This window comes from Streptomyces ureilyticus (genome assembly GCF_011045025.1).
Classification (GTDB): domain Bacteria; phylum Actinomycetota; class Actinomycetes; order Streptomycetales; family Streptomycetaceae; genus Streptomyces; species Streptomyces ureilyticus.
Genome location: NZ_JAAKZX010000108.1, coordinates 1 through 16,982 on the forward strand (window position 1 = coordinate 1; position 16,982 = coordinate 16,982).

14 protein-coding genes are annotated in these 16,982 nt (G+C 70.9%); 12 read left to right on the top strand and 2 right to left on the bottom strand.

The genetic code is table 11. The features are described 5' to 3' along the window. Positions 1-27 precede the first annotated feature (27 nt). The 5 genes from G6048_RS28435 (at position 28) to G6048_RS28460 (ending at position 6,690) form a co-directional block, all read left to right on the top strand. Positions 28-807 (top strand): HpcH/HpaI aldolase family protein, encoded by a 780-nt coding sequence (locus G6048_RS28435; protein WP_165342448.1) that lies wholly within the window; start codon positions 28-30, stop codon positions 805-807. Further along, positions 807-2,015 carry a sialidase family protein gene (locus tag G6048_RS28440; RefSeq protein WP_165342449.1) on the top strand — a complete coding sequence of 403 codons (1,209 nt, stop codon included), beginning with the start codon at positions 807-809 and terminating at the stop codon, positions 2,013-2,015. Before G6048_RS28435 ends, G6048_RS28440 begins: the two co-directional genes overlap by 1 nt. After that, a complete protein-coding gene (locus G6048_RS28450) occupies positions 2,012-5,026 on the top strand; it encodes a phosphoglycerate dehydrogenase (RefSeq protein WP_328827212.1) in 3,015 nt (1,004 codons plus the stop codon). The genes G6048_RS28440 and G6048_RS28450 overlap by 4 nt, the downstream gene beginning before the upstream one ends. Before the next feature lie 239 nt (positions 5,027-5,265). Next, positions 5,266-6,078: an SAM-dependent methyltransferase gene (locus G6048_RS28455; protein WP_165342450.1), complete on the top strand. Its 813-nt coding sequence runs from the start codon at positions 5,266-5,268 to the stop codon at positions 6,076-6,078. A 63-nt stretch (positions 6,079-6,141) separates the two neighbouring features. Continuing rightward, positions 6,142-6,690, top strand: a complete 549-nt coding sequence (locus G6048_RS28460; RefSeq protein ID WP_165342451.1) for a GNAT family N-acetyltransferase — start codon at positions 6,142-6,144, stop codon at positions 6,688-6,690. 44 nt (positions 6,691-6,734) lie between these two features. Here G6048_RS28460 and G6048_RS28465 read toward each other — a convergent pair whose 3' ends face one another. Then, complete coding sequence (locus G6048_RS28465; RefSeq protein WP_165342452.1) at positions 6,735-7,133, bottom strand: DUF4440 domain-containing protein; 399 nt, start codon at positions 7,131-7,133, stop codon at positions 6,735-6,737. 408 nt (positions 7,134-7,541) lie between these two features. Between G6048_RS28465 and G6048_RS28470 the strand changes: the two genes are divergently transcribed. Continuing rightward, positions 7,542-7,937, top strand: a complete 396-nt coding sequence (locus G6048_RS28470) for a GNAT family N-acetyltransferase (RefSeq protein WP_165342453.1) — start codon at positions 7,542-7,544, stop codon at positions 7,935-7,937. 344 nt (positions 7,938-8,281) lie between these two features. Beyond that, positions 8,282-10,354, top strand: coding sequence for a flavin monoamine oxidase family protein (locus G6048_RS28475; protein WP_165342454.1), 2,073 nt, complete (start codon positions 8,282-8,284; stop codon positions 10,352-10,354). Positions 10,355-10,374: 20 nt separating this feature from the next. Here G6048_RS28475 and G6048_RS28480 read toward each other — a convergent pair whose 3' ends face one another. Further along, positions 10,375-11,031, bottom strand: coding sequence for a class I SAM-dependent methyltransferase (locus tag G6048_RS28480; protein ID WP_165342455.1), 657 nt, complete (start codon positions 11,029-11,031; stop codon positions 10,375-10,377). A gap of 113 nt (positions 11,032-11,144) precedes the next feature. On the opposite strand from G6048_RS28480, the gene G6048_RS28485 reads away from it, so the two are divergent. The 5 genes from G6048_RS28485 (at position 11,145) to G6048_RS28505 (ending at position 16,873) form a co-directional block, all read left to right on the top strand. Beyond that, entirely contained in the window at positions 11,145-12,281 is a 1,137-nt protein-coding gene (locus G6048_RS28485; protein WP_165342456.1) for a radical SAM protein, read from the top strand. Continuing rightward, positions 12,274-13,206, top strand: a complete 933-nt coding sequence (locus G6048_RS48810; protein ID WP_206342233.1) for an Rv1678 family membrane protein — start codon at positions 12,274-12,276, stop codon at positions 13,204-13,206. The genes G6048_RS28485 and G6048_RS48810 overlap by 8 nt, the downstream gene beginning before the upstream one ends. 54 nt (positions 13,207-13,260) lie before the next feature. Next, entirely contained in the window at positions 13,261-14,193 is a 933-nt protein-coding gene (locus tag G6048_RS28495) for a putative selenate ABC transporter substrate-binding protein (protein WP_206342234.1), read from the top strand. After that, entirely contained in the window at positions 14,190-14,984 is a 795-nt protein-coding gene (locus tag G6048_RS28500) for a phosphonate ABC transporter ATP-binding protein (protein ID WP_165342457.1), read from the top strand. The genes G6048_RS28495 and G6048_RS28500 overlap by 4 nt, the downstream gene beginning before the upstream one ends. Before the next feature lie 98 nt (positions 14,985-15,082). After that, positions 15,083-16,873, top strand: a complete 1,791-nt coding sequence (locus tag G6048_RS28505) for a PhnE/PtxC family ABC transporter permease (protein ID WP_165342458.1) — start codon at positions 15,083-15,085, stop codon at positions 16,871-16,873. Positions 16,874-16,982: the final 109 nt, after the last annotated feature.

The window sequence follows — 16,982 nt, forward strand, 5'->3', positions numbered from 1 at the left end:
GGCGTCAAATTTGTATAAGAGACAGCCATGACCCCCACCACCTTCGCGACAGCGATCCGCGCACGCGACCCCCTCGTCGGCTACTGGTCCGTCCTGGACTCCCCCGTCTCGACGGAACGAATTGCCCGCCTCGGCTACGACTACGTGGCCCTGGACGCCCAGCACGGCCTGATCGACTACGCAGGAGTGCTCGCCTCACTCACCGCGATAGACACCAAGGGCTCAACCGCCGTAGGCCTGGTACGAGTTGAGGCCAACGACCCCATGCCGATCGGCAAGGCCCTGGACGCAGGCGCGGCCGGCGTCATCGTCCCGCTCATCGACACCGCACAGGACGCCGCCGCCGCGGTGGCAGCCGTACGCTACCCGCCACTGGGCAAGCGGTCGTACGGCCCGATGCGCTCAGCCCTGCGCATCGGCCCCGACCCCGCCGACGCGCACGCCCAAACCGTGGTGCTGGCGATGATCGAAACCGCCGAAGGCCTCAAGAACGTAGAAGGGATCTGCGCCACCGACGGCGTCGACGGCGTCTACATCGGCCCCTCCGACCTGCGCATCGCGCTGGGCGGAGCCAGCTCCACCGACCCAAGGGTCGCGGACGAGTTCGAGGCAGCACTCGTCACCGTGCGCGAAGCGGCGGCCGCCGCCGGGATAGCCGCCGGCATCCACAACGCGGACGGCGCGAGCGCCGCCAAGCGCCTCACCGAGGGCTTCACCTACGTCACGGTCGCGAGCGACCTCGTCCACCTGGAGCAGGTGGCGTACGGCCACCTCACCGCCGTACGCGCGACAGGCCGGGTCCGGTGATGCCGGGCCCGGCCGTCGCCGACGGCGTCGTACGCCCGGACCCCACCGAGACGGATCGCTTCGAGTCGTGGCTGTCCGCACCGGCCGTGCAGAACCATGCCGCCAATCTCACCGTGTTACCCGGCGGTGAGCTGGGCTGTGTCTGGTTCGGTGGGACGCGGGAAGGTGTCGCGGACATCTCGGTGTGGTTCTCGCGGCTGCCCGCGGGCGGCGACACCTGGTCCCGGCCGGAGCGGCTCTCCCACGACGACACCCGGTCCGAGCAGAACCCGCTGCTGTTCACCGACCCGTCCGGCGACTGGTGGCTGCTGCACACCGCGCAGCGGGCGGGACGCCAGGACACCGCCGAGGTACGGCTGCGCGTCAGCCACGACGACGGAAAGACGTGGGGCCCCTCTCGCGTGCTCTTCGACGGCGGGGTCTTCGTGCGCCAGCCGGTGACCGTCCTCCCGTCGGGCCGCCGCCTGCTGCCCGTGTTCCGCTGCGTCGCCGCACCCGGGGAGCAGAGGTCGGGCGACCGGGACACCAGCTCGGTGATGGTCAGCGACGACGAAGGGGTGAGCTGGCGCGAGGACGCGGTGCCGGGCTCGACCGGCCTCGTGCACATGAACGTCCGCCCGCTGCCCGACGGTTCGCTGCTGGCTCTGTTCCGCAGCCGCCGGGCCGACGCCGTGTACCGGAGCGTGTCGTACGACGACGGGGAGAGCTGGGCCGAGCCGCGCCCACTGGACCTGCCGAACAACAACTCCTCGCTCCAGTACGCCCCGTTGGCCGACGGCCGCCTCGCGCTCGTCCACAACCACAGCAGCGCGGCGGACGCCGTCGCCCGCCGCGTCTCGCTGTACGACGAGATCGACGACGACAGGCTGAGCACGGACGCCGGGCCGAGCGGGGACGCGCCCGCCACCGTCCCGGCGCCCTCAGCCGCGCCCTCGACCAGAGCCGCCTTCTGGGGCGCCCCACGCGCGCCGCTCACCCTCTCCGTCTCCTCGGACGGCGGCCTGACCTGGCCGGTGCGCCGGGATCTGGAGACCGGTGACGGTCACTGCCTGACCGACAACTCCCGCGACGGCCACATCCGCGAGCTGTCCTACCCGTCCGTCGTCCAGACCCCGGACGGCGCCCTGCACATCGCCTTCACCCACCATCGCCGGACGATCAAGTACCTCCGTCTGAGCCCCACTTGGGCGGACCGGGAGATCGCATGACCACCACACCCGTGAACAACACACCACTCGTGACGCCCACCTCCATGACCACGACCCTCATCACCACGCCCACCTTCTCCCGCTACTCCCCCGAGCCCTGGCAGATCCTGGAACGGGCCGGCGCGGGCCCCCTGCGCCCGTACGAGGACGAGGCGCTGCCCGCCGACGAACTCCTCAAGCGGATCCCCGACATCGACGCCCTGATCGTCGGCATGGACCAGGTCACCGCCGAAGTCATCGACGCGGCGGACCGTCTCCAGGTCATCGCCAAGCATGGCGTGGGCGTCGACACCATCGACCTCGACGCCGCAGAGGCCCGCGGCATCCCCGTGGTGTGCGCGCCCGGCAGCAACTCCCGGGCGGTCGCCGAGTACACCTTCGGCCTGATCCTGGACGCCACGCGCCGTATCACCGAGGCGAACCGGCGAGTGGCGGACGGGGAGTGGCCCAAACTGTTCGGGTCCGAACTCGCGGGCAGGACCCTGGCCGTGATCGGCTTCGGGCGGATCGGACAGCTCGTGACCGGGTACGCCCGTGCCTTCGGCATGACGGTCCTCGCGCACGACCCACACGTCGGCCCCAAGGACATGTCCGCTCTCGGCGCCCGCTCAGCCCCGCTGGACGACTGCCTGGCCCGCGCCGATGTCGTCAGCCTGCATCTGCCCGCCACCCCCGGCGCGGCCCCGTTACTGGATCATGCGCGGCTCGCCGCGATGAAGCCGGGCGCGCTGCTGGTGAACACCGCCCGCGGCGGTCTCGTCGACGAGGCGGCACTCGCGGCGCTTCTCGAGGACGGTCACCTGGGCGGCGCCGCGCTCGACGCCTTCGCCTACGAACCGCTGGGCGAAAGCCCGTTGCGCAAGGCCCCGAACGTCCTGCTCACCCCGCACATGGCGGCCTGCGGCCAGGACGCCAACCGCATGATGGGCGCCATGGTCGCCGAGGAGGTCGTACGCGTCCTCGCGGGAGAGTCCCCGCAGCACCCCGCAGACCTCATGCGTTCCCCTGTCCTGCCCCTGACCTGGCATCTTGCCCGGTCATCCGGCCGCCGCGGCCTGCAGAGCCAGCTGCTGGCCGTCGTGGTCGCCGCCGTCAGCGCGTTCGTGCTGCTGATGATGATCGCCGTCAGCCTCGGTTCCGGTGAGCGCGCCGACCGCACCGACTGGCGTACGCCCGACGCCGTACCGGCGCAGAAGGCCACCGCCGTCCAGGCGCTCGCCACGACGTACGTACGCCACAAGCCCGTCACCGTCGTGTCGCTGGCCCAGCTGCCCGACCGCAAGGCCACGCCCGCCCCGCCCGGCCTGGGCAGCTTCCCCCAGCGGGGCGAGGTGTACGTATCCCCCGCGCTGGCCGGGCTGATGCGCGAGCTGCCCGCGAACCAGCTGGCCGACCGGCTCCCGAAGCCCGCGCCGTACGGCACGATCGGCGCGGCCGGACTCGCCTCCCCCGACGAACTCGTCGCCGTCGTGGGACGGGCGCCGTCCGACCCGGCGGTGTCCAAGGCGGCCGAGGGCGGCAACTACTTCGACGAGGGCCAGACCGCGCGCGCCGAGGTCGCCGGATTCACCTCCACCAAGGCGAGCCTGTACACCTCGACCGACCAGGGCATGGCGGTCCTGGGGGTGACCCTGCTGGTGATGCCCGTGATCGTGCTGGCCGCGGCAGCCGGACGGCTCGGCGCGGCCCGGCGTGAGCGGCGGCTCGCGGCGCTGCGGCTGGCGGGGGCGACCCCGCGGCAGATCATCGCGATGACGGCCGCCGAGGCTGCGGCCGTGGGCGGGGCCGGAGCGCTGACCGGCGCCCTCGCGTACGTGGCGCTGCTGCCCGCGCTCGCCGAGATCCCGTACGGCATCGGCAGCTGGTACACCGGGCAGCTGTGGGTGGGCCTGCTCTGGTTCGCGGCCGTGGTGCTCGCGGTGACGGCGCTCATCACCGTCAGCGCGGTGACGATGCTGCGCCAGGTCGCCACCTCCCCGCTGGGCGTCGCCCAGCAGGCCAACCCGCGCCGTACCCGCATGATCCGGCTCGTACTGTTCGCCGGGGTACTGGGCTATGTCTTCTTCACCACGCAGGGCGGCCAGCTCGGTCCCCGCCAGATGGTCGCGCTGCTGGCGCTGTTCTACGGCGCGTTCTGGCTCTTCGGCCCCTGGGTCGTGGACCGGCTGGGCCGCGTCGTGGGCCGTTACGCCCGCCGTCCCGCGACCCTGCTGGCGGCCCGCCGGCTCAGCGACGACCCGAGCGGCGCCTGGCGCACCGTCAGCGGCCTGGTGCTGGCCGGCTTCGTCGCCGGGTTCTTCTCCGTCAGCCAGCTGCAGTTCGACGGCGGACCCGAACAGCAGGGCCAAGTCGCGGTGTTGACCGCGGACTCCGCGGCCACCAAGCGCGCCGTCACCGAAGCCCGCACGCTGCTGCGCGAGGCGGGCGTCAAGGCCACCGTCACCGCCCCGTCCGAGGACGACTACACCACCCTGCTGAGCGGCAGCCCGGGCCTGATCGCCCGCGTCTCGGGCGGCGCGGACCAGCTGGACGCGGCCGCCACCGCGCTGATCCCCGTCGCGGCGGGCCGGCCGCCGCTCACCCAGGACTACGTCGGTGCCTACGACAACGTGGCCGTGGACCGCATCGGCGTGGTCAGCACCGCCACCCTGGCCATGAGCTTCCTGGTCGCCGCCGTCTCCGCCGGCCTGACCGCCGCCGCGAACGTCCTCGACCGCCGCCGCGTCTACGGCCTCCTGCGCCTGGCCGGCACCCCCATGAAGCTCCTGGACCGAGCCCGCACCCGCGAAACCGCCCTCCCCCTGGCCGTCCTGGCCGGCGGCACCACCGGGATGGGCGTCTACGGCGCCTTCCAGTTCAACGAGGCGGCCGGCGGCACGATCAACGCCTCCGGCGCCCTGCAACTGACCCTCTGCGTGACCGTGGGCACCCTCGCGATGCTCGCCACGATCGCCGCCAGCAGGCCACTGCTGCGCAGGGTCACGGCGAATCCGGCGCAGACGGCGGACTGAGGTGGATGGACGCGGCTGACGCGGATCGATGACTGGCGGACGGTGAGGGCCTGTGCCCTCGCCGTCCGCCGTGTTCGCAGCGTCCGCAGCGTCCGCAGCGTCCGCCGTGTTCGCCGCGTCCGCCGTGTCAACGCGGCGCTGCACAACGGAAGTTGTTCGGGTTAGCCTCGGTAGGCCCGCGCCGCACGCGGTGACTTTCCGAGACCACGGGCGGCGGGACCGACGGGGAGGAGTCCGCCATGAGCGCCACGGATTTGCGTACTGACCAGCCGCACAGCGCCCGCATGTACGACTACTACCTCGGGGGCCGTGACAACTACGCCGCCGACCGCGCCGCCGCCGGCCGGGCGCTCGCCGCCTTCCCGAACATCATCGTCATCGCCCGCAGCAACCGCGTCTGGATGCACCGAGCCACCCGCTACCTGGCCCAACAGGGCATGCGCCAGTTCCTGGACATCGGCACGGGCATCCCCACCAGCCCGAACCTCCACGAGATCGCGCAGGAGGTCGCGCCCGACGCACGTGTGGTGTACGTCGACCGCGACCCGGTCGTCCGCGCCCAGTCCGCACGCCTGCTGAACAGCACTCCCGAGGGCCGTACGGCATACGTGGAGGCGGACGCCGCCGACCCCGCCGCACTCCTCGTCGCCCCGGACCTGACCGCCACCCTCGACCTGACCCGCCCGGTCGCCCTCAGCCTGAACGCCCTCCTGCACTTCTTCCCCGACGACCGCGACCCGTACGGCATGGTCACCCACCTGATGGAAGCCCTGGCCCCCGGTTCCCACCTGGTGATCTCCCACGTCACGACGGACTTCGACCCCGAGGGCATCGCCCGTGCGATCCAGGTGTACGCGTCCGCCGGCATCCAGACCCAGGCCCGCACCAAGCCAGAAGTGGAACGCTTCCTCGACGGCCTGGAGCCCGTCCCGCCCGGCGTGGCCCTACCCCACCACTGGAACACCGACGGCCAGGCCGAGTCGAGCAGGGTGACCGCCGATGTCTCGGACGCCGAGGTGTCCTGCTATGTCGCGATGGCCCGCAAGCCTTGACGGGTGTATCTCCTCTGCAGGGACGGGCTGATCTGGGAGAACGCCCATGGCATGATGCGGCCCATGGCAGGTAGAGACCGCGAGGCCGGGCGTCGTGCCGTCGACGGGCTGGTAGTACGCACCGGACGCAAAGATGATCTTCCTGAGCTGGTGCGGATCTACAACCACTACGTCACCCACTCGATCATCACTTTTGACACCCAACCGGCCACGGTAGAGAGCCGCTTGCAGTGGTTCGAGAGATTCTCCGACACGGGCCCGCACCGGCTGTTTGTGGCCGCTACCGGCGATCGGGTACTCGGATGCGCCTCGAGTAGTCCCTACCGGACGCATCCGGCCTTCGATCAAACGGTTGAACTGGGCGTCTACGTGGATCCCGATGCGCGGGCCGCTGGGATTGGTTCGGCCCTGTACCGCACCCTCATCGAAACGCTGCGCTCGCAGCCGGTCCATGTCGCGCTGGCTGGGATCGCACTTCCCAATGATGCTTCGGTGGCTCTGCACCGTAAGTTCGGCTTCACCGACGTGGGCACCTTCGACGAGTACGCCACGAAGAACGGCGGTTACATCAGCTCGGTCTGGATGCAACTGCGCCTGCCCCCTTCGCGCTGACCCTGGAGGAGACTCCAGATCGTGCGGCGGTGCGGCTTTTGACCTCAGGGTCGGTCGCACCAGGAGACCGCAGCGATCCGCCAGCCATCCGGGGTGAGTACGAACTGCATCGTCTTCGTCCCGCCGCCCTCGAAGGGCACGCCGTCGAGGATCCCGGATTTCCGGTACTCGCTGAACCGCGATGCGATGGCGCCGACGGTCTCGGTGCGCTCCGCAGTCTCCCACTCGTTGAAGTTCACCAGTCTGCCCTCGGCCAGCAGTTGTTGGCGTGGCTCGATGAATTCCTCCACGGTGTACACGGTGAACTCCGGCCCCGCCTTGATGAGGACGCCCCCAGGCACTACCAGTCGGCGGACCCGATCCACATCTGCGGCCTTGCCGCCCCTGTTGTCGAACGCACTGAAGAACTCGGCGGCGACGCCGTCGATCTCGGCCTTGGACATACTGGGACCGTAGCACCGGCACCGGTTCGCCCTTGCGCGATGTGTGCGGCTCTCCTGAGTGACGGTCGTATTCAGGCGGTCAGGTCGTATTCGGCCTGCTCGGGGGCGGGGTAGAGACGTTCGTGTTCGCAGGCGAGGTGGTGGGTCCAGTACTACCCTCGGCCGCACCCCAAGCCGTTCTGCGCGTACGCGTCGTCACCGCACTCGGCGCCTCGCTCATCATTTGAGCGTCTCGCCTCCTTGGGGAGATATTCGCTCATGCTCGTCCTGGACCTGGAGCAGCTAATCGAAAAAGACGACCCGCGCGATATGGACCAGCGAAATAGCGGATCATGATCTGAACTTGCTCATTTCCGGTCCTGCTGTGGAGGAGGAGCAGGCGCGAGGAGAGAAGCCTACGCTCTCGTCATGACGATCACGTACGAGTGGCGGGGCGACTTCGACAACGCGGCTCTCAACGCGTTGCATGCGGCGGGATTCGACTATCGGGCCTCGGATGTCGATTGGCTGGCCAGGGTGCGGCGCCACAGCCTCGGCTGGGTCTGTGCACGCCATGGCGGTGACCTCGTCGGCTTCGTGAACGTCGCGTGGGACGGTGGCGTGCACGCGTTCATCCTGGACACAGTGGTCGCACCCGGCCACCGCCACTGCGGCATCGGCACAGGGCTTGCTGCCGAGGCTGCTCGGCAGGCCCTTACAGCCAAATGCGAATGGCTGCACGTCGACTTCGAGGACGACCTGCGGTCGTTCTACTTCGACGCCTGCGGGTTCAAGTCGACGACTGCGGGTCTCATCGCGCTCTGAGCTGTGGCGGTCGACCGCGGGTTCCGTTGGTGATCCTGTCGGGGCCGGTCCCTCCCAGCTTTAGTTTTCTGCATGCCATCGACGTGAAACCAAAGCCGACTTTGAGCTCTCTGCGCCTCAGGGGCAGCGGCGTCACCAGGCATCGCCCGGGCGACCGCGCGGTGGCGGAACCACCGCGCAAACCTCCGGGCGCCTCACCGATAGTGGTGTTCAGGGTCCTGACGAGGCGTCACATGCGCTCGGGCGGTGGGCGTGGCAGCGGTCGCACCTCGTGCGCTCGCACGTTCAGGTGATCAACCGGGATCGTGCTGTCGGGCGTACGACTTCGCGCTTATCCAGGACCTATGGATGAACTCCGCACCGTAGCCAGCCCTCATCGTCCCTTCTCCCGGCGGGAGTTCACGGCCACCGTCACGGCCGTGGCCGGTACCGCCGCGACCGCGGCGGCGCTCGGTCCGGCCGCGGCGGGCGAGGCCGTCGCGGCGCCCGCCCAGCCTCAACATGCGCCCGCCCGCCCCCAACACGCGCCCGCCGGGCCGCAGCAGGCGCCCTGTCCGCCGAGATCCACCGCCGACTGGGCCACCTGTCTCGCCGTCGCCCGCGCGCTGCTGGTCGTCGATGACGACAACCGGGCGCTCGTGCCGACGTACGAGAAGATCCTCGACTCCGGTCTGCCTCGGCCGAAGGCCAAGGGTGTCAAGGGGGCCAAGAAGGTGCTGGTGGTCGGTGCGGGACCGGCCGGGCTTGTGGCGGCCTGGCTGCTCAAGCGGGCCGGGCACGAGGTCACGCTTCTGGAGGCCAACGGCAATCGGGTCGGTGGGCGGATCAAGACCTTCCGGGCCGGTGGGCATGAGCAGGCGGCGCAGCCGTTCGCCGATGCGCGGCAGTACGCCGAGGCCGGCGCCATGCGGATCCCCGGCAGCCATCCGCTGGTGATGAGCCTGATCGGCCAACTCGGCCTCGAGAAGCGGCGGTTCCACCTCGTGGACGTCGACGGCGAGGGCAAGGCCGTCAACAACGCCTGGCTGCACGTCAACGGCATCCGCGTACGCCGCGCCGAGTACGCCAAGGCGCCGCGCAAGGTCAACCGGTCCTTCGGGGTGCCGCGCAAGTACTGGGACACGCCCTCCGCGAAGATCCTGCGCGACGCCCTCGACCCCGTACGCGACGAGTTCAGCACGGCCGGTCCGGACGGCAAGCGCGTCGACAAGCCCATGCCCGAGCGGGTGCGCGGCTGGGCGCGGGTGATCCAGCGGTACGGGGACTGGTCCATGTACCGGTTCCTGACCGAGGGGGCAGGCCTCGACGAGCGCACCATCGACCTCGTCGGCACCCTGGAGAACCTGACCTCACGGCTGCCGCTGTCCTTCGTGCACAGCTTCATCAGTCAGTCGCTGATCAGCCCGGACACCGAGTTCTGGGAGCTGGCCGGCGGCACGGCGACGCTCCCGGACGCGCTGCTGCGGGAGGTACGCGACCTGCTGCGCCTCGACCGGCGCGCGACACACATCGAGTACTGGGATCCGGACCGGGACGGCGACACATCACACGTCCGCCCGGGCGGCCCGCACGTATGGATCGACACCGTGTCCGAGGGGCGCGACGGCAAGGTCGTACGGGAGGAGTTCACGGGTGACCTCGCGATCGTCACCGTGCCGTTCTCCGGGCTGCGGCAGGTGCAGGTCAGGCCGCTGATGTCGTACGGCAAACGCCGTGCCGTCGCCGAGCTGCACTACGACAGCGCGACCAAGGTGCTGCTCGAATTCGCCCGCCGCTGGTGGGAGTTCGACGAGGGTGACTGGAAGCGGGAGCTCGATGCCGTACGCCCCGGGCTGTACGAGGAGTACCGGCGCGGCAAGGCGCCCGCCGACGGGAGTCTGCTGGGCGCGCATCCGTCGGTGCCGTCCGGGCACATCAGCGACGCCCAGCGCGCTCACTACTCCGCCAACCGCTGGGCCGGCCGCGACCAGCCCGAGGCGGCGCACATCATCGGCGGCGGCTCCGTCTCCGACAACTCCAACCGCTTCATGATCAACCCGTCGCACCCCATCCCCGGCAGCAAGGGAGGCGTCGTCCTCGCCTCCTACAGCTGGGCCGACGACGCCTCCCGCTGGGACTCCCTCGACGACGACGCCCGCTATCCGCATGCGCTGCGCGGGCTCCAGCAGGTGTACGGGCAGCGCGTCGAGGTCTTCTATACGGGCGCCGGGCGCACCCAGAGCTGGCTCCGCGACCCGTACGCGTACGGCGAGGCGTCCGTCCTCCTGCCCGGCCAGCACACCGAACTCCTCGCCGCCATCCGTGCTCCCGAGGGCCCGCTGCACTTCGCCGGCGACCACACCTCGGTCAAACCGTCGTGGATCGAGGGGGCGTTGGAGTCGGGCGTGCGGGCGGCACTAGAGGTGCACATGACGTGACTACTGGCCTGACAGTGCGCTCAGAGGCGGCGCATCAGGATCGCCGTGAACTGCTGGGACGTACCCCAGGGGGTGACATGTTCTTCGCCCGCCGTGTCGACGAGTTCATAGCCGTGGAACTCGGCGGCCAGCTCGGTGTGGGTGTAGCGGACGATCGGCAGGCCGCTGCAGGTGGTGGGGCCGTCGGGGCCGAAGGTCGCCACTACGAGCCAGCCACCTGGGCGCACGGAGCGGTTCAGGGAGGTCAGGTAGTCGTCGCGTTCGTCGGGCTCGGTGAGGAAGTGGTAGACGGCGCGGTCGTGCCACAGGGCGTACTCGCGGCCCATGCGCAGGTCGAGGACGTCGGCCACGGTGAGGGTGACGTCCGCGCCTGCCGGGCCGAGGCGGTCGCGGACGGTCCGGAGGGCGGTGGTGGACAGGTCCACCGCCGTCAGGTCGCGGTAGCCGCGTTCGAGCAGGTGGTCCACCAGGGTCGACCAGCCGGCGCCCACGTCGATGATCGGCTCGTCGAGGCCGAGCCCGGCCTTGTCGACCAGGCCCAGGGAGAGCCCCGGGACCGACTGCCACCAGGAGACTCCGTCGACGTCCTTGCTGTCGTGGACGCCTTCCCAGAACTCCGTCCGGGTCGCCGGGTCCTCGGGGCGCTGGATGCCGTGGCCGTTGCCGTGGTCGGTCATGGTTCGACCGTAGACCGGGTGGTTCTGCCCCGGCACCCCGGACGGGCGCCGTCATGGTTCGGTAAGGATCCAGCCACTGCCTGTCGTGCCCGGCCATGGCTACGGTCGGAACCATGGTCGAACTGACAGGTCCGGATCGCGCGTCGACTTCGCCGAATCCCCTCGGCGACGTCGATGCCCTGGTCGACGGCGGCGACATGGACTGCGGCAGCGGTCTGCTGCTGCTGATCACCCGCGCGATGCGGCGCCTCGAGCCTGGTCAGCGGCTCGGCGTGCGCAGCGCCGAGGCGAGTGTCGACGTCGATCTGCCGGTCTGGGCCGAGCTGGTCGGGCATGACGTCGTCACCCGAGTGGCCGAGTCGGAGCAGGGGCCTTGGTGGTTCGCCGTGAGCAAGGCCGGCAGCACGTCCGGTGGGGGAGACAAGAGCGGGCGTACGGAGCAGCCGGGCACCGTTTTCAGCCAGGGCGAGCGGACGCCGGTCGGCCGACGCCTGTGGATCTACACCAACTTCGACTGCAACCTCGCCTGCGGCTACTGCTGCGCCGAGTCCTCCCCGAAGGCCGCCGCCCGGCGCTTCCCACCGGCCCTCGCCGCCGAGGTGTTCGACGAGTTCAGGGCCCAGGGCGGTCGCGAGGTGTTCCTCACCGGCGGCGAGCCCTTCATGCACCCTGAGCTGGGCACGCTCATCGAGGCGGCGGACGGTCTGGAACGCACCGTGCTGACCAACGGGATGATCTTCGGGAAGGGCACCCGCCGGAAGACCCTCGAGAGCCTGGACCGCGACGTCGTCCTCCAGATCAGCCTCGACTCGGCCACCCCCGAACTGCACGACCGGCAGCGGGGCGCGGGCTCGTGGGCGCGGGCGCTCGACGGGATCGAGCTGGCCCGTTCGCTCGGGTTCCGGGTACGGGTGGCCGCCACGCTGTACGACGAGGACCCGAAGGGTGCCGAAGCACTGCACCGGCGCCTCGACGACGCCCGGATCGCCCCGCCGGACCGCATCATCCGGCCGGTGGCACAGGAAGGCTTCGCCGATACGGGCGTACATGTGGCGCTCGAGAACCTGGAGCCGGAGCCCACGCTCACCGTGGACGGCGCCTGGTGGCATCCGGTGGCGGTCACCAACCCCCATCTGCGGATCGCCGACGCCCCGCTGCCGCTCGCCGAGGTCTTCGGGGTCGTACGGGACACGCTCGCCGTCCAGGACGCCGCCGACCGGTCGGGACGAGAGGTGTTCCGCTGTGCCTGACGCAACCACCAGACCTCGTACTCGTACGCCCGGACTCGCGCCCCTGCGCTGGCTCCTCGCCCCCGCGACCGACCCCGTCCCACGTCAACAGGCCGTCGCCGCCGCCTTCCTGCGCATCCTGCTCGGCCTCATGTGGCTCTACAACGTGTCGTGGAAGCGGCCCCCGGACTTCGGCGAGGACACGAACACCGGGCTCTACAAGTTCACCGCCTTCGCCGTGAACGACCCGGTGTTCCCGCCGTACAGCTGGATCGTGGAGCACGCCGTACTGCCCAACATCGAGGTCTTCGGCTGGGGGGTGCTGATCGCCGAGACCGCGCTCGCCGTGCTGCTGTTGACGGGTGCGTGGGTGCGGGCTGTCGCGCTGCTCGGTATCGCCCAGTCCCTGGCCATCGGCCTTTCGGTCGCCTATGGGCCGCACGAATGGCCATGGGCGTACTGGCTGATGATCGGCGGCCATGTGGTGATCCTGTTCTCCTCGGCGGGGCGGGTGTTCGCCGTCGACGCCGTGCGCTCCCGCACGGGTTCCGTCCGGGGCCTCGGCCTGGTGTGGGGCGCGGTCGCGGTGGTCGCGGGCGCCGTCACTGTGGCTGGCACGGCCGGCGACGATCCGCTCGACCCGCGCGGCTACATCCTCGGGTCCGCCGATCCGTCGCTCAGCCTCGGCGCGTACAACCTCGTCGGTGGCCTCGTACTGCTGGTGGGCGGCGCGCTGGTGCTCGTGGCCACCCTCGGCCGGCTCGCCTTCCTCGGCTGGGCGGCGGCAGTGGTCGGGGTGGGCGCCGCGCTGTCCCTGTACGCCCAGATCGGCTTCACCGAACCCTCCCTGGGCGGCAACGCGACCTCGGCGGCCTTCCTGCTGACGCTCGCCGTGGTCGCCGGGACGGTCGCCGCCGCGCCGGGACGGGCGTCGCCGCGCGACTGAGCCCACGCAGCCACGCAGGACCATCAGCAACGTCAGGAAGGCCAGGGAGTGTCCATGCCGGTACGACCGATGCCCCGCCGTACGTTCCTCCTCGGCGCCGGAGCCACCGGTGCGACAGCCCTGCTGAGCGCCTGCGGCGGCAGCGCAAGCGGAAGCGGCAGCGGGTCCCGCTCGCGGCAGCTCGGGATCTCCGCCATCCCCGATCAGGACCCCGAGCTGCTGAACCGGCTGTATCCGTCGGTGGCCGAGCGGTTCGCCGAGGCGACCGGCCTCAAGGTCACCTATCGCCCCGTCACCGACTACACCGCCGTCGTACGTGCCTTCGAGATCGGCGACATCCACCTGGCCTGGATGGGCGGACTGACCGGCGTCCAGGCACGCGACCGCGTACCGGGCGCCGACGCCATCGCCCAACGCGACATCGACGCCGACTTCCACAGCCTGTTCATCGCTCACAAGGACTCGGGGCTGCGGCCGTTCGCGAAGGCGGACGGCCTGCGCGACCTCGCGGGACACACGTTCAGCTTCGGCAGCGAGACGTCCACCTCCGGGCGGCTGATGCCCCAGTACTTCATGCGGCAGGCCGGGCTCGAGCAGAGCGAACTGCGGGGGAAACCGGGGTTCTCCGGCTCCCACGACGCCACCATCGAGGTCGTCGCCCAGGGCAGCTTCGAGGTCGGCGCCGTCAACGAGCAGGTGTGGAAGGCCACGGTCGAGGCGAAGGAGGTCGACCTGAGCAAGGTGGTCGTGCTGTGGCGCACTCCTGGTTACGCCGACTACCACTGGCTCGTACGTCCCGATCTCGACGACACCTTCGGCGCCGGTACGCGGAAGAAGGTGCTGGACCTGCTCCTCGGGCTCGACCAGCGGAAGGCCGAGGATGCCGAACTGCTGAAGCTCTTCGGCGCCAAGTCCTTCGTACCGGCCAAGAATTCCGCGTACGACCGGATCGAGGACGTGGCCCGTGAACTGGGGCTGTTGCGGTGAGCGGGACTTCAGGTGCTCCCGGTGCTCGCGTCGTCCAACTGCGCGGTGCGGGGCGCCGGTTCGGCTCGCACGAGGCGCTGCGTGAGCTGGACCTGACGATCCACGCCGGGGAACGGGTCGCCGTGCTCGGTACGAGCGGCGCCGGCAAGAGCACGCTCCTGGCGCTGCTGGGCGGCTCGCTGGAACCGACCGCGGGCACGGTGGAGGTCTTCGGTGAGGATCTCGCGGGGCTGACTGCCGCGCGGCGCCGGCACCTTCAGCGGCGTATCGGCTCGGTGAGCCAGCACCTCGCCCTGATCGAACAGGTCCGGGTGCTGCACAACGTCAACGCGGGCCGGCTCGGCCAGTGGAGCACCGCCCGCGCCCTGGCCTCGCTCATCTGGCCGCGCTCGCTCGACGTGGTCCGGGACGCGCTGGACCGGGTCGACCTGGGCTGGGCCCTCCACGAACGCACCGAGCGCCTCTCCGGCGGCGAGCGGCAGCGGGTGGCGATCGCCCGGCTTCTGGTGCAGTCACCGGAGCTGGTGGTGGCCGACGAGCCGGTCTCCAGCCTCGACCCGGTGCGGGCCGCGGGGATCCTGGGCCTGCTCGGCACGACCTCGGCGACCAACGCCTCGTCGAGCACCGCCTCAACTCCCGTACGGACGCTGGTCGTCAGCCTCCATCAGCCCGCGCTCGCCCGCGAGCACTGCACGCGTGTGGTGGGCCTACGCGAGGGCCGGATCGTCCTCGACCGCCCGGCCGCCGAGGTGCAGGACTCGGCCTTGCACGATCTGTACGAGCTCGTATGACGCTCCAGCTCGACGCCCCGCCCACGCCACCGGCCGAGTCCTCGTCCGCGCCGGGGCGAAAGGCCGTGAGCGGACGGAGAGTATGGCTCCGAAGGCTCGTGACTCTTGTCGCCGTGGCCGCGCTGCTGTTCTGGGCGACCTGGCGCGCCGTCCCCTCCGGCGGCGAACTGGTCAACCGAGGCGGGTTCACCCTGCTCGACGACGTCGCGGCGAGTGCGCTGCACCCCTCCCTGGAGGCCGAGTTCCTCAGGGTGGTGCTGGAGGCGACGGCGACGACGCTGGCCCTGGCGCTGCTCGGGACGGTGGGTGCGCTGGTGCTGGGGCTGGTCGGTGGCCTGGTGCTGAGTGATGTGGCCTGGGGTAGCGGCCGTCTTCCGTGGCCGGTACGTGGGGCGCGGCTCGTCCTGCGCGGCGTACTGGTAGCCGTTCGCTCGGTGCATGAGCTGGTGTGGGCGCTGTTCTTCGTGAGCGTGCTGGGCCTTGATCCGCTCGTCGCCGTCCTGGCGCTCGCCCTGCCGTTCGGCGCGCAGAGCGCCCAGGTCTTCGGGGAGACTTTCGACGCGGTGCCGAACGCTCCGTTGCGTTCGCTGCGCGCGGCCGGCGCCAAGCGGTGCTCCGCCCTCGCCTACGCCCTGCTGCCCGGCACCGCCCCGCTGCTTCTGTCGTACTCCTTCTACCGGTTCGAGTGCGCCATCCGGTCCGCGGTCGTGCTCGGGGTCGCGGGCGTCGGAGGGCTGGGGTTCGAGCTGACGGTGAGCCTTCAGTCCCGTAACTGGGACGAGGTCTGGACGCTGGTCGCCGCACTGCTGGCGCTCGCGGCGGGCGTTGAGCTGTGGAGCAGCCGCGTGCGCTCCGATGTCGCGGTGGTGACCTGCGCGGACTGGTCGGTGGGACGCGAGCGTTCCCGCGGGGCGGACCGGGCCGTGGGACGCGAGGCGGGCCGGTCGGTCGGGCGCGAGTCGTCCCGCGAGGCGGGCCGGTCGGGTTCGGGACGGGGGCTGGTGGCAGCAATGGGGCGCGAGGCAGGGCGCTCGCCGCGTGGCCGGTCCATGGGGCGCGAGGCGGAGCGCTCGTCGCCTGGCCTGTCCCGTACGACCCGCTGGTCGCTCGCCCTGGTGGTGCCGGCGATCGCGGTCGCCTGGTGGTGGGCCGGCCTCTCACCGGCCGGACTCACGTCGGCCCGCACCCGCGAACTCGGCGGCCGGCTGCTGTCCGACCTGTGGCCGCCCGCACTCCCCGAGGGCGGCTGGCAGGCGCTGACGGACGCCGCCCTCGACACCGTGGCCATGGCCGTACTCGCCATGGTCGTGGCGGTCGTGATCACCCTGGTCGTGGGCCCCTGGGCCACCCGACCGCGAGCCGACCGACGCGGTGTGAAGGGCCCGTTGAGGGCGGCCTGGGTCAGGCGGGCCGTCTGGTGGACGACCCGCCTCCTGCTCCTGATCCTGCGGTCGATCCCCCCGACCGTGTGGGCGATCGTCGCACTGCTGGCACTGTTCCCGGGCGTACTGCCCGGCGCCCTCGCCCTCGGCCTCTACACCGGCGGCATCCTCGCCCGCCTGGTCGCCGAGGCCTGGGAAACCATGGACCTCGGCCCCCGCGACTCCCTGCTCGGCGCCGGCGTCCCCCGCGCGGTCGCGGCCGTCGCCACCATGGCCCCGCCGTCCGCTAACCACTTGATCACCTACACGCTCTACCGCTTCGAGATCTGCGTACGCGACACCGCCGTCGTCGGCGTCGTCGGCGCCGCGGGCCTGGGCGTCCTCCTCGGCGACCGCCTCGCGTCCTTCGACTTCCCGGTGGTCATGAGCGTCCTGCTGGCCTCGCTCGTGCTCAGCATCGGCGTCGAACTGCTGGGCCGCCGACTGCGCCGTGGGCTCCGGGCCTGAGCCCACCTCACCTCCATAATCTTCAAAGAACCTTCGCATTCGCGTATCCATCCGTAATCGCCGCAATCCGGAATTGATGGAGCCGCTTGTCTCGTCTGTGCTCTCGCCG

What these genes read in the sequence shown, in the direction of transcription:
- G6048_RS28435 (WP_165342448.1), top strand. Translation starts at nt 28, where the DNA reads ATGACCCCCACCACCTTCGCGACAGCGATCCGCGCACGCGACCCCCTC.
- G6048_RS28440 (WP_165342449.1), top strand. Translation starts at nt 807, where the DNA reads ATGCCGGGCCCGGCCGTCGCCGACGGCGTCGTACGCCCGGACCCCACC.
- G6048_RS28450 (WP_328827212.1), top strand. Translation starts at nt 2,012, where the DNA reads ATGACCACCACACCCGTGAACAACACACCACTCGTGACGCCCACCTCC.
- G6048_RS28455 (WP_165342450.1), top strand. Translation starts at nt 5,266, where the DNA reads ATGAGCGCCACGGATTTGCGTACTGACCAGCCGCACAGCGCCCGCATG.
- G6048_RS28460 (WP_165342451.1), top strand. Translation starts at nt 6,142, where the DNA reads ATGGCAGGTAGAGACCGCGAGGCCGGGCGTCGTGCCGTCGACGGGCTG.
- G6048_RS28465 (WP_165342452.1), bottom strand. Translation starts at nt 7,133, where the DNA reads ATGTCCAAGGCCGAGATCGACGGCGTCGCCGCCGAGTTCTTCAGTGCG.
- G6048_RS28470 (WP_165342453.1), top strand. Translation starts at nt 7,542, where the DNA reads ATGACGATCACGTACGAGTGGCGGGGCGACTTCGACAACGCGGCTCTC.
- G6048_RS28475 (WP_165342454.1), top strand. Translation starts at nt 8,282, where the DNA reads ATGGATGAACTCCGCACCGTAGCCAGCCCTCATCGTCCCTTCTCCCGG.
- G6048_RS28480 (WP_165342455.1), bottom strand. Translation starts at nt 11,031, where the DNA reads ATGACCGACCACGGCAACGGCCACGGCATCCAGCGCCCCGAGGACCCG.
- G6048_RS28485 (WP_165342456.1), top strand. Translation starts at nt 11,145, where the DNA reads ATGGTCGAACTGACAGGTCCGGATCGCGCGTCGACTTCGCCGAATCCC.
- G6048_RS28495 (WP_206342234.1), top strand. Translation starts at nt 13,261, where the DNA reads ATGCCGGTACGACCGATGCCCCGCCGTACGTTCCTCCTCGGCGCCGGA.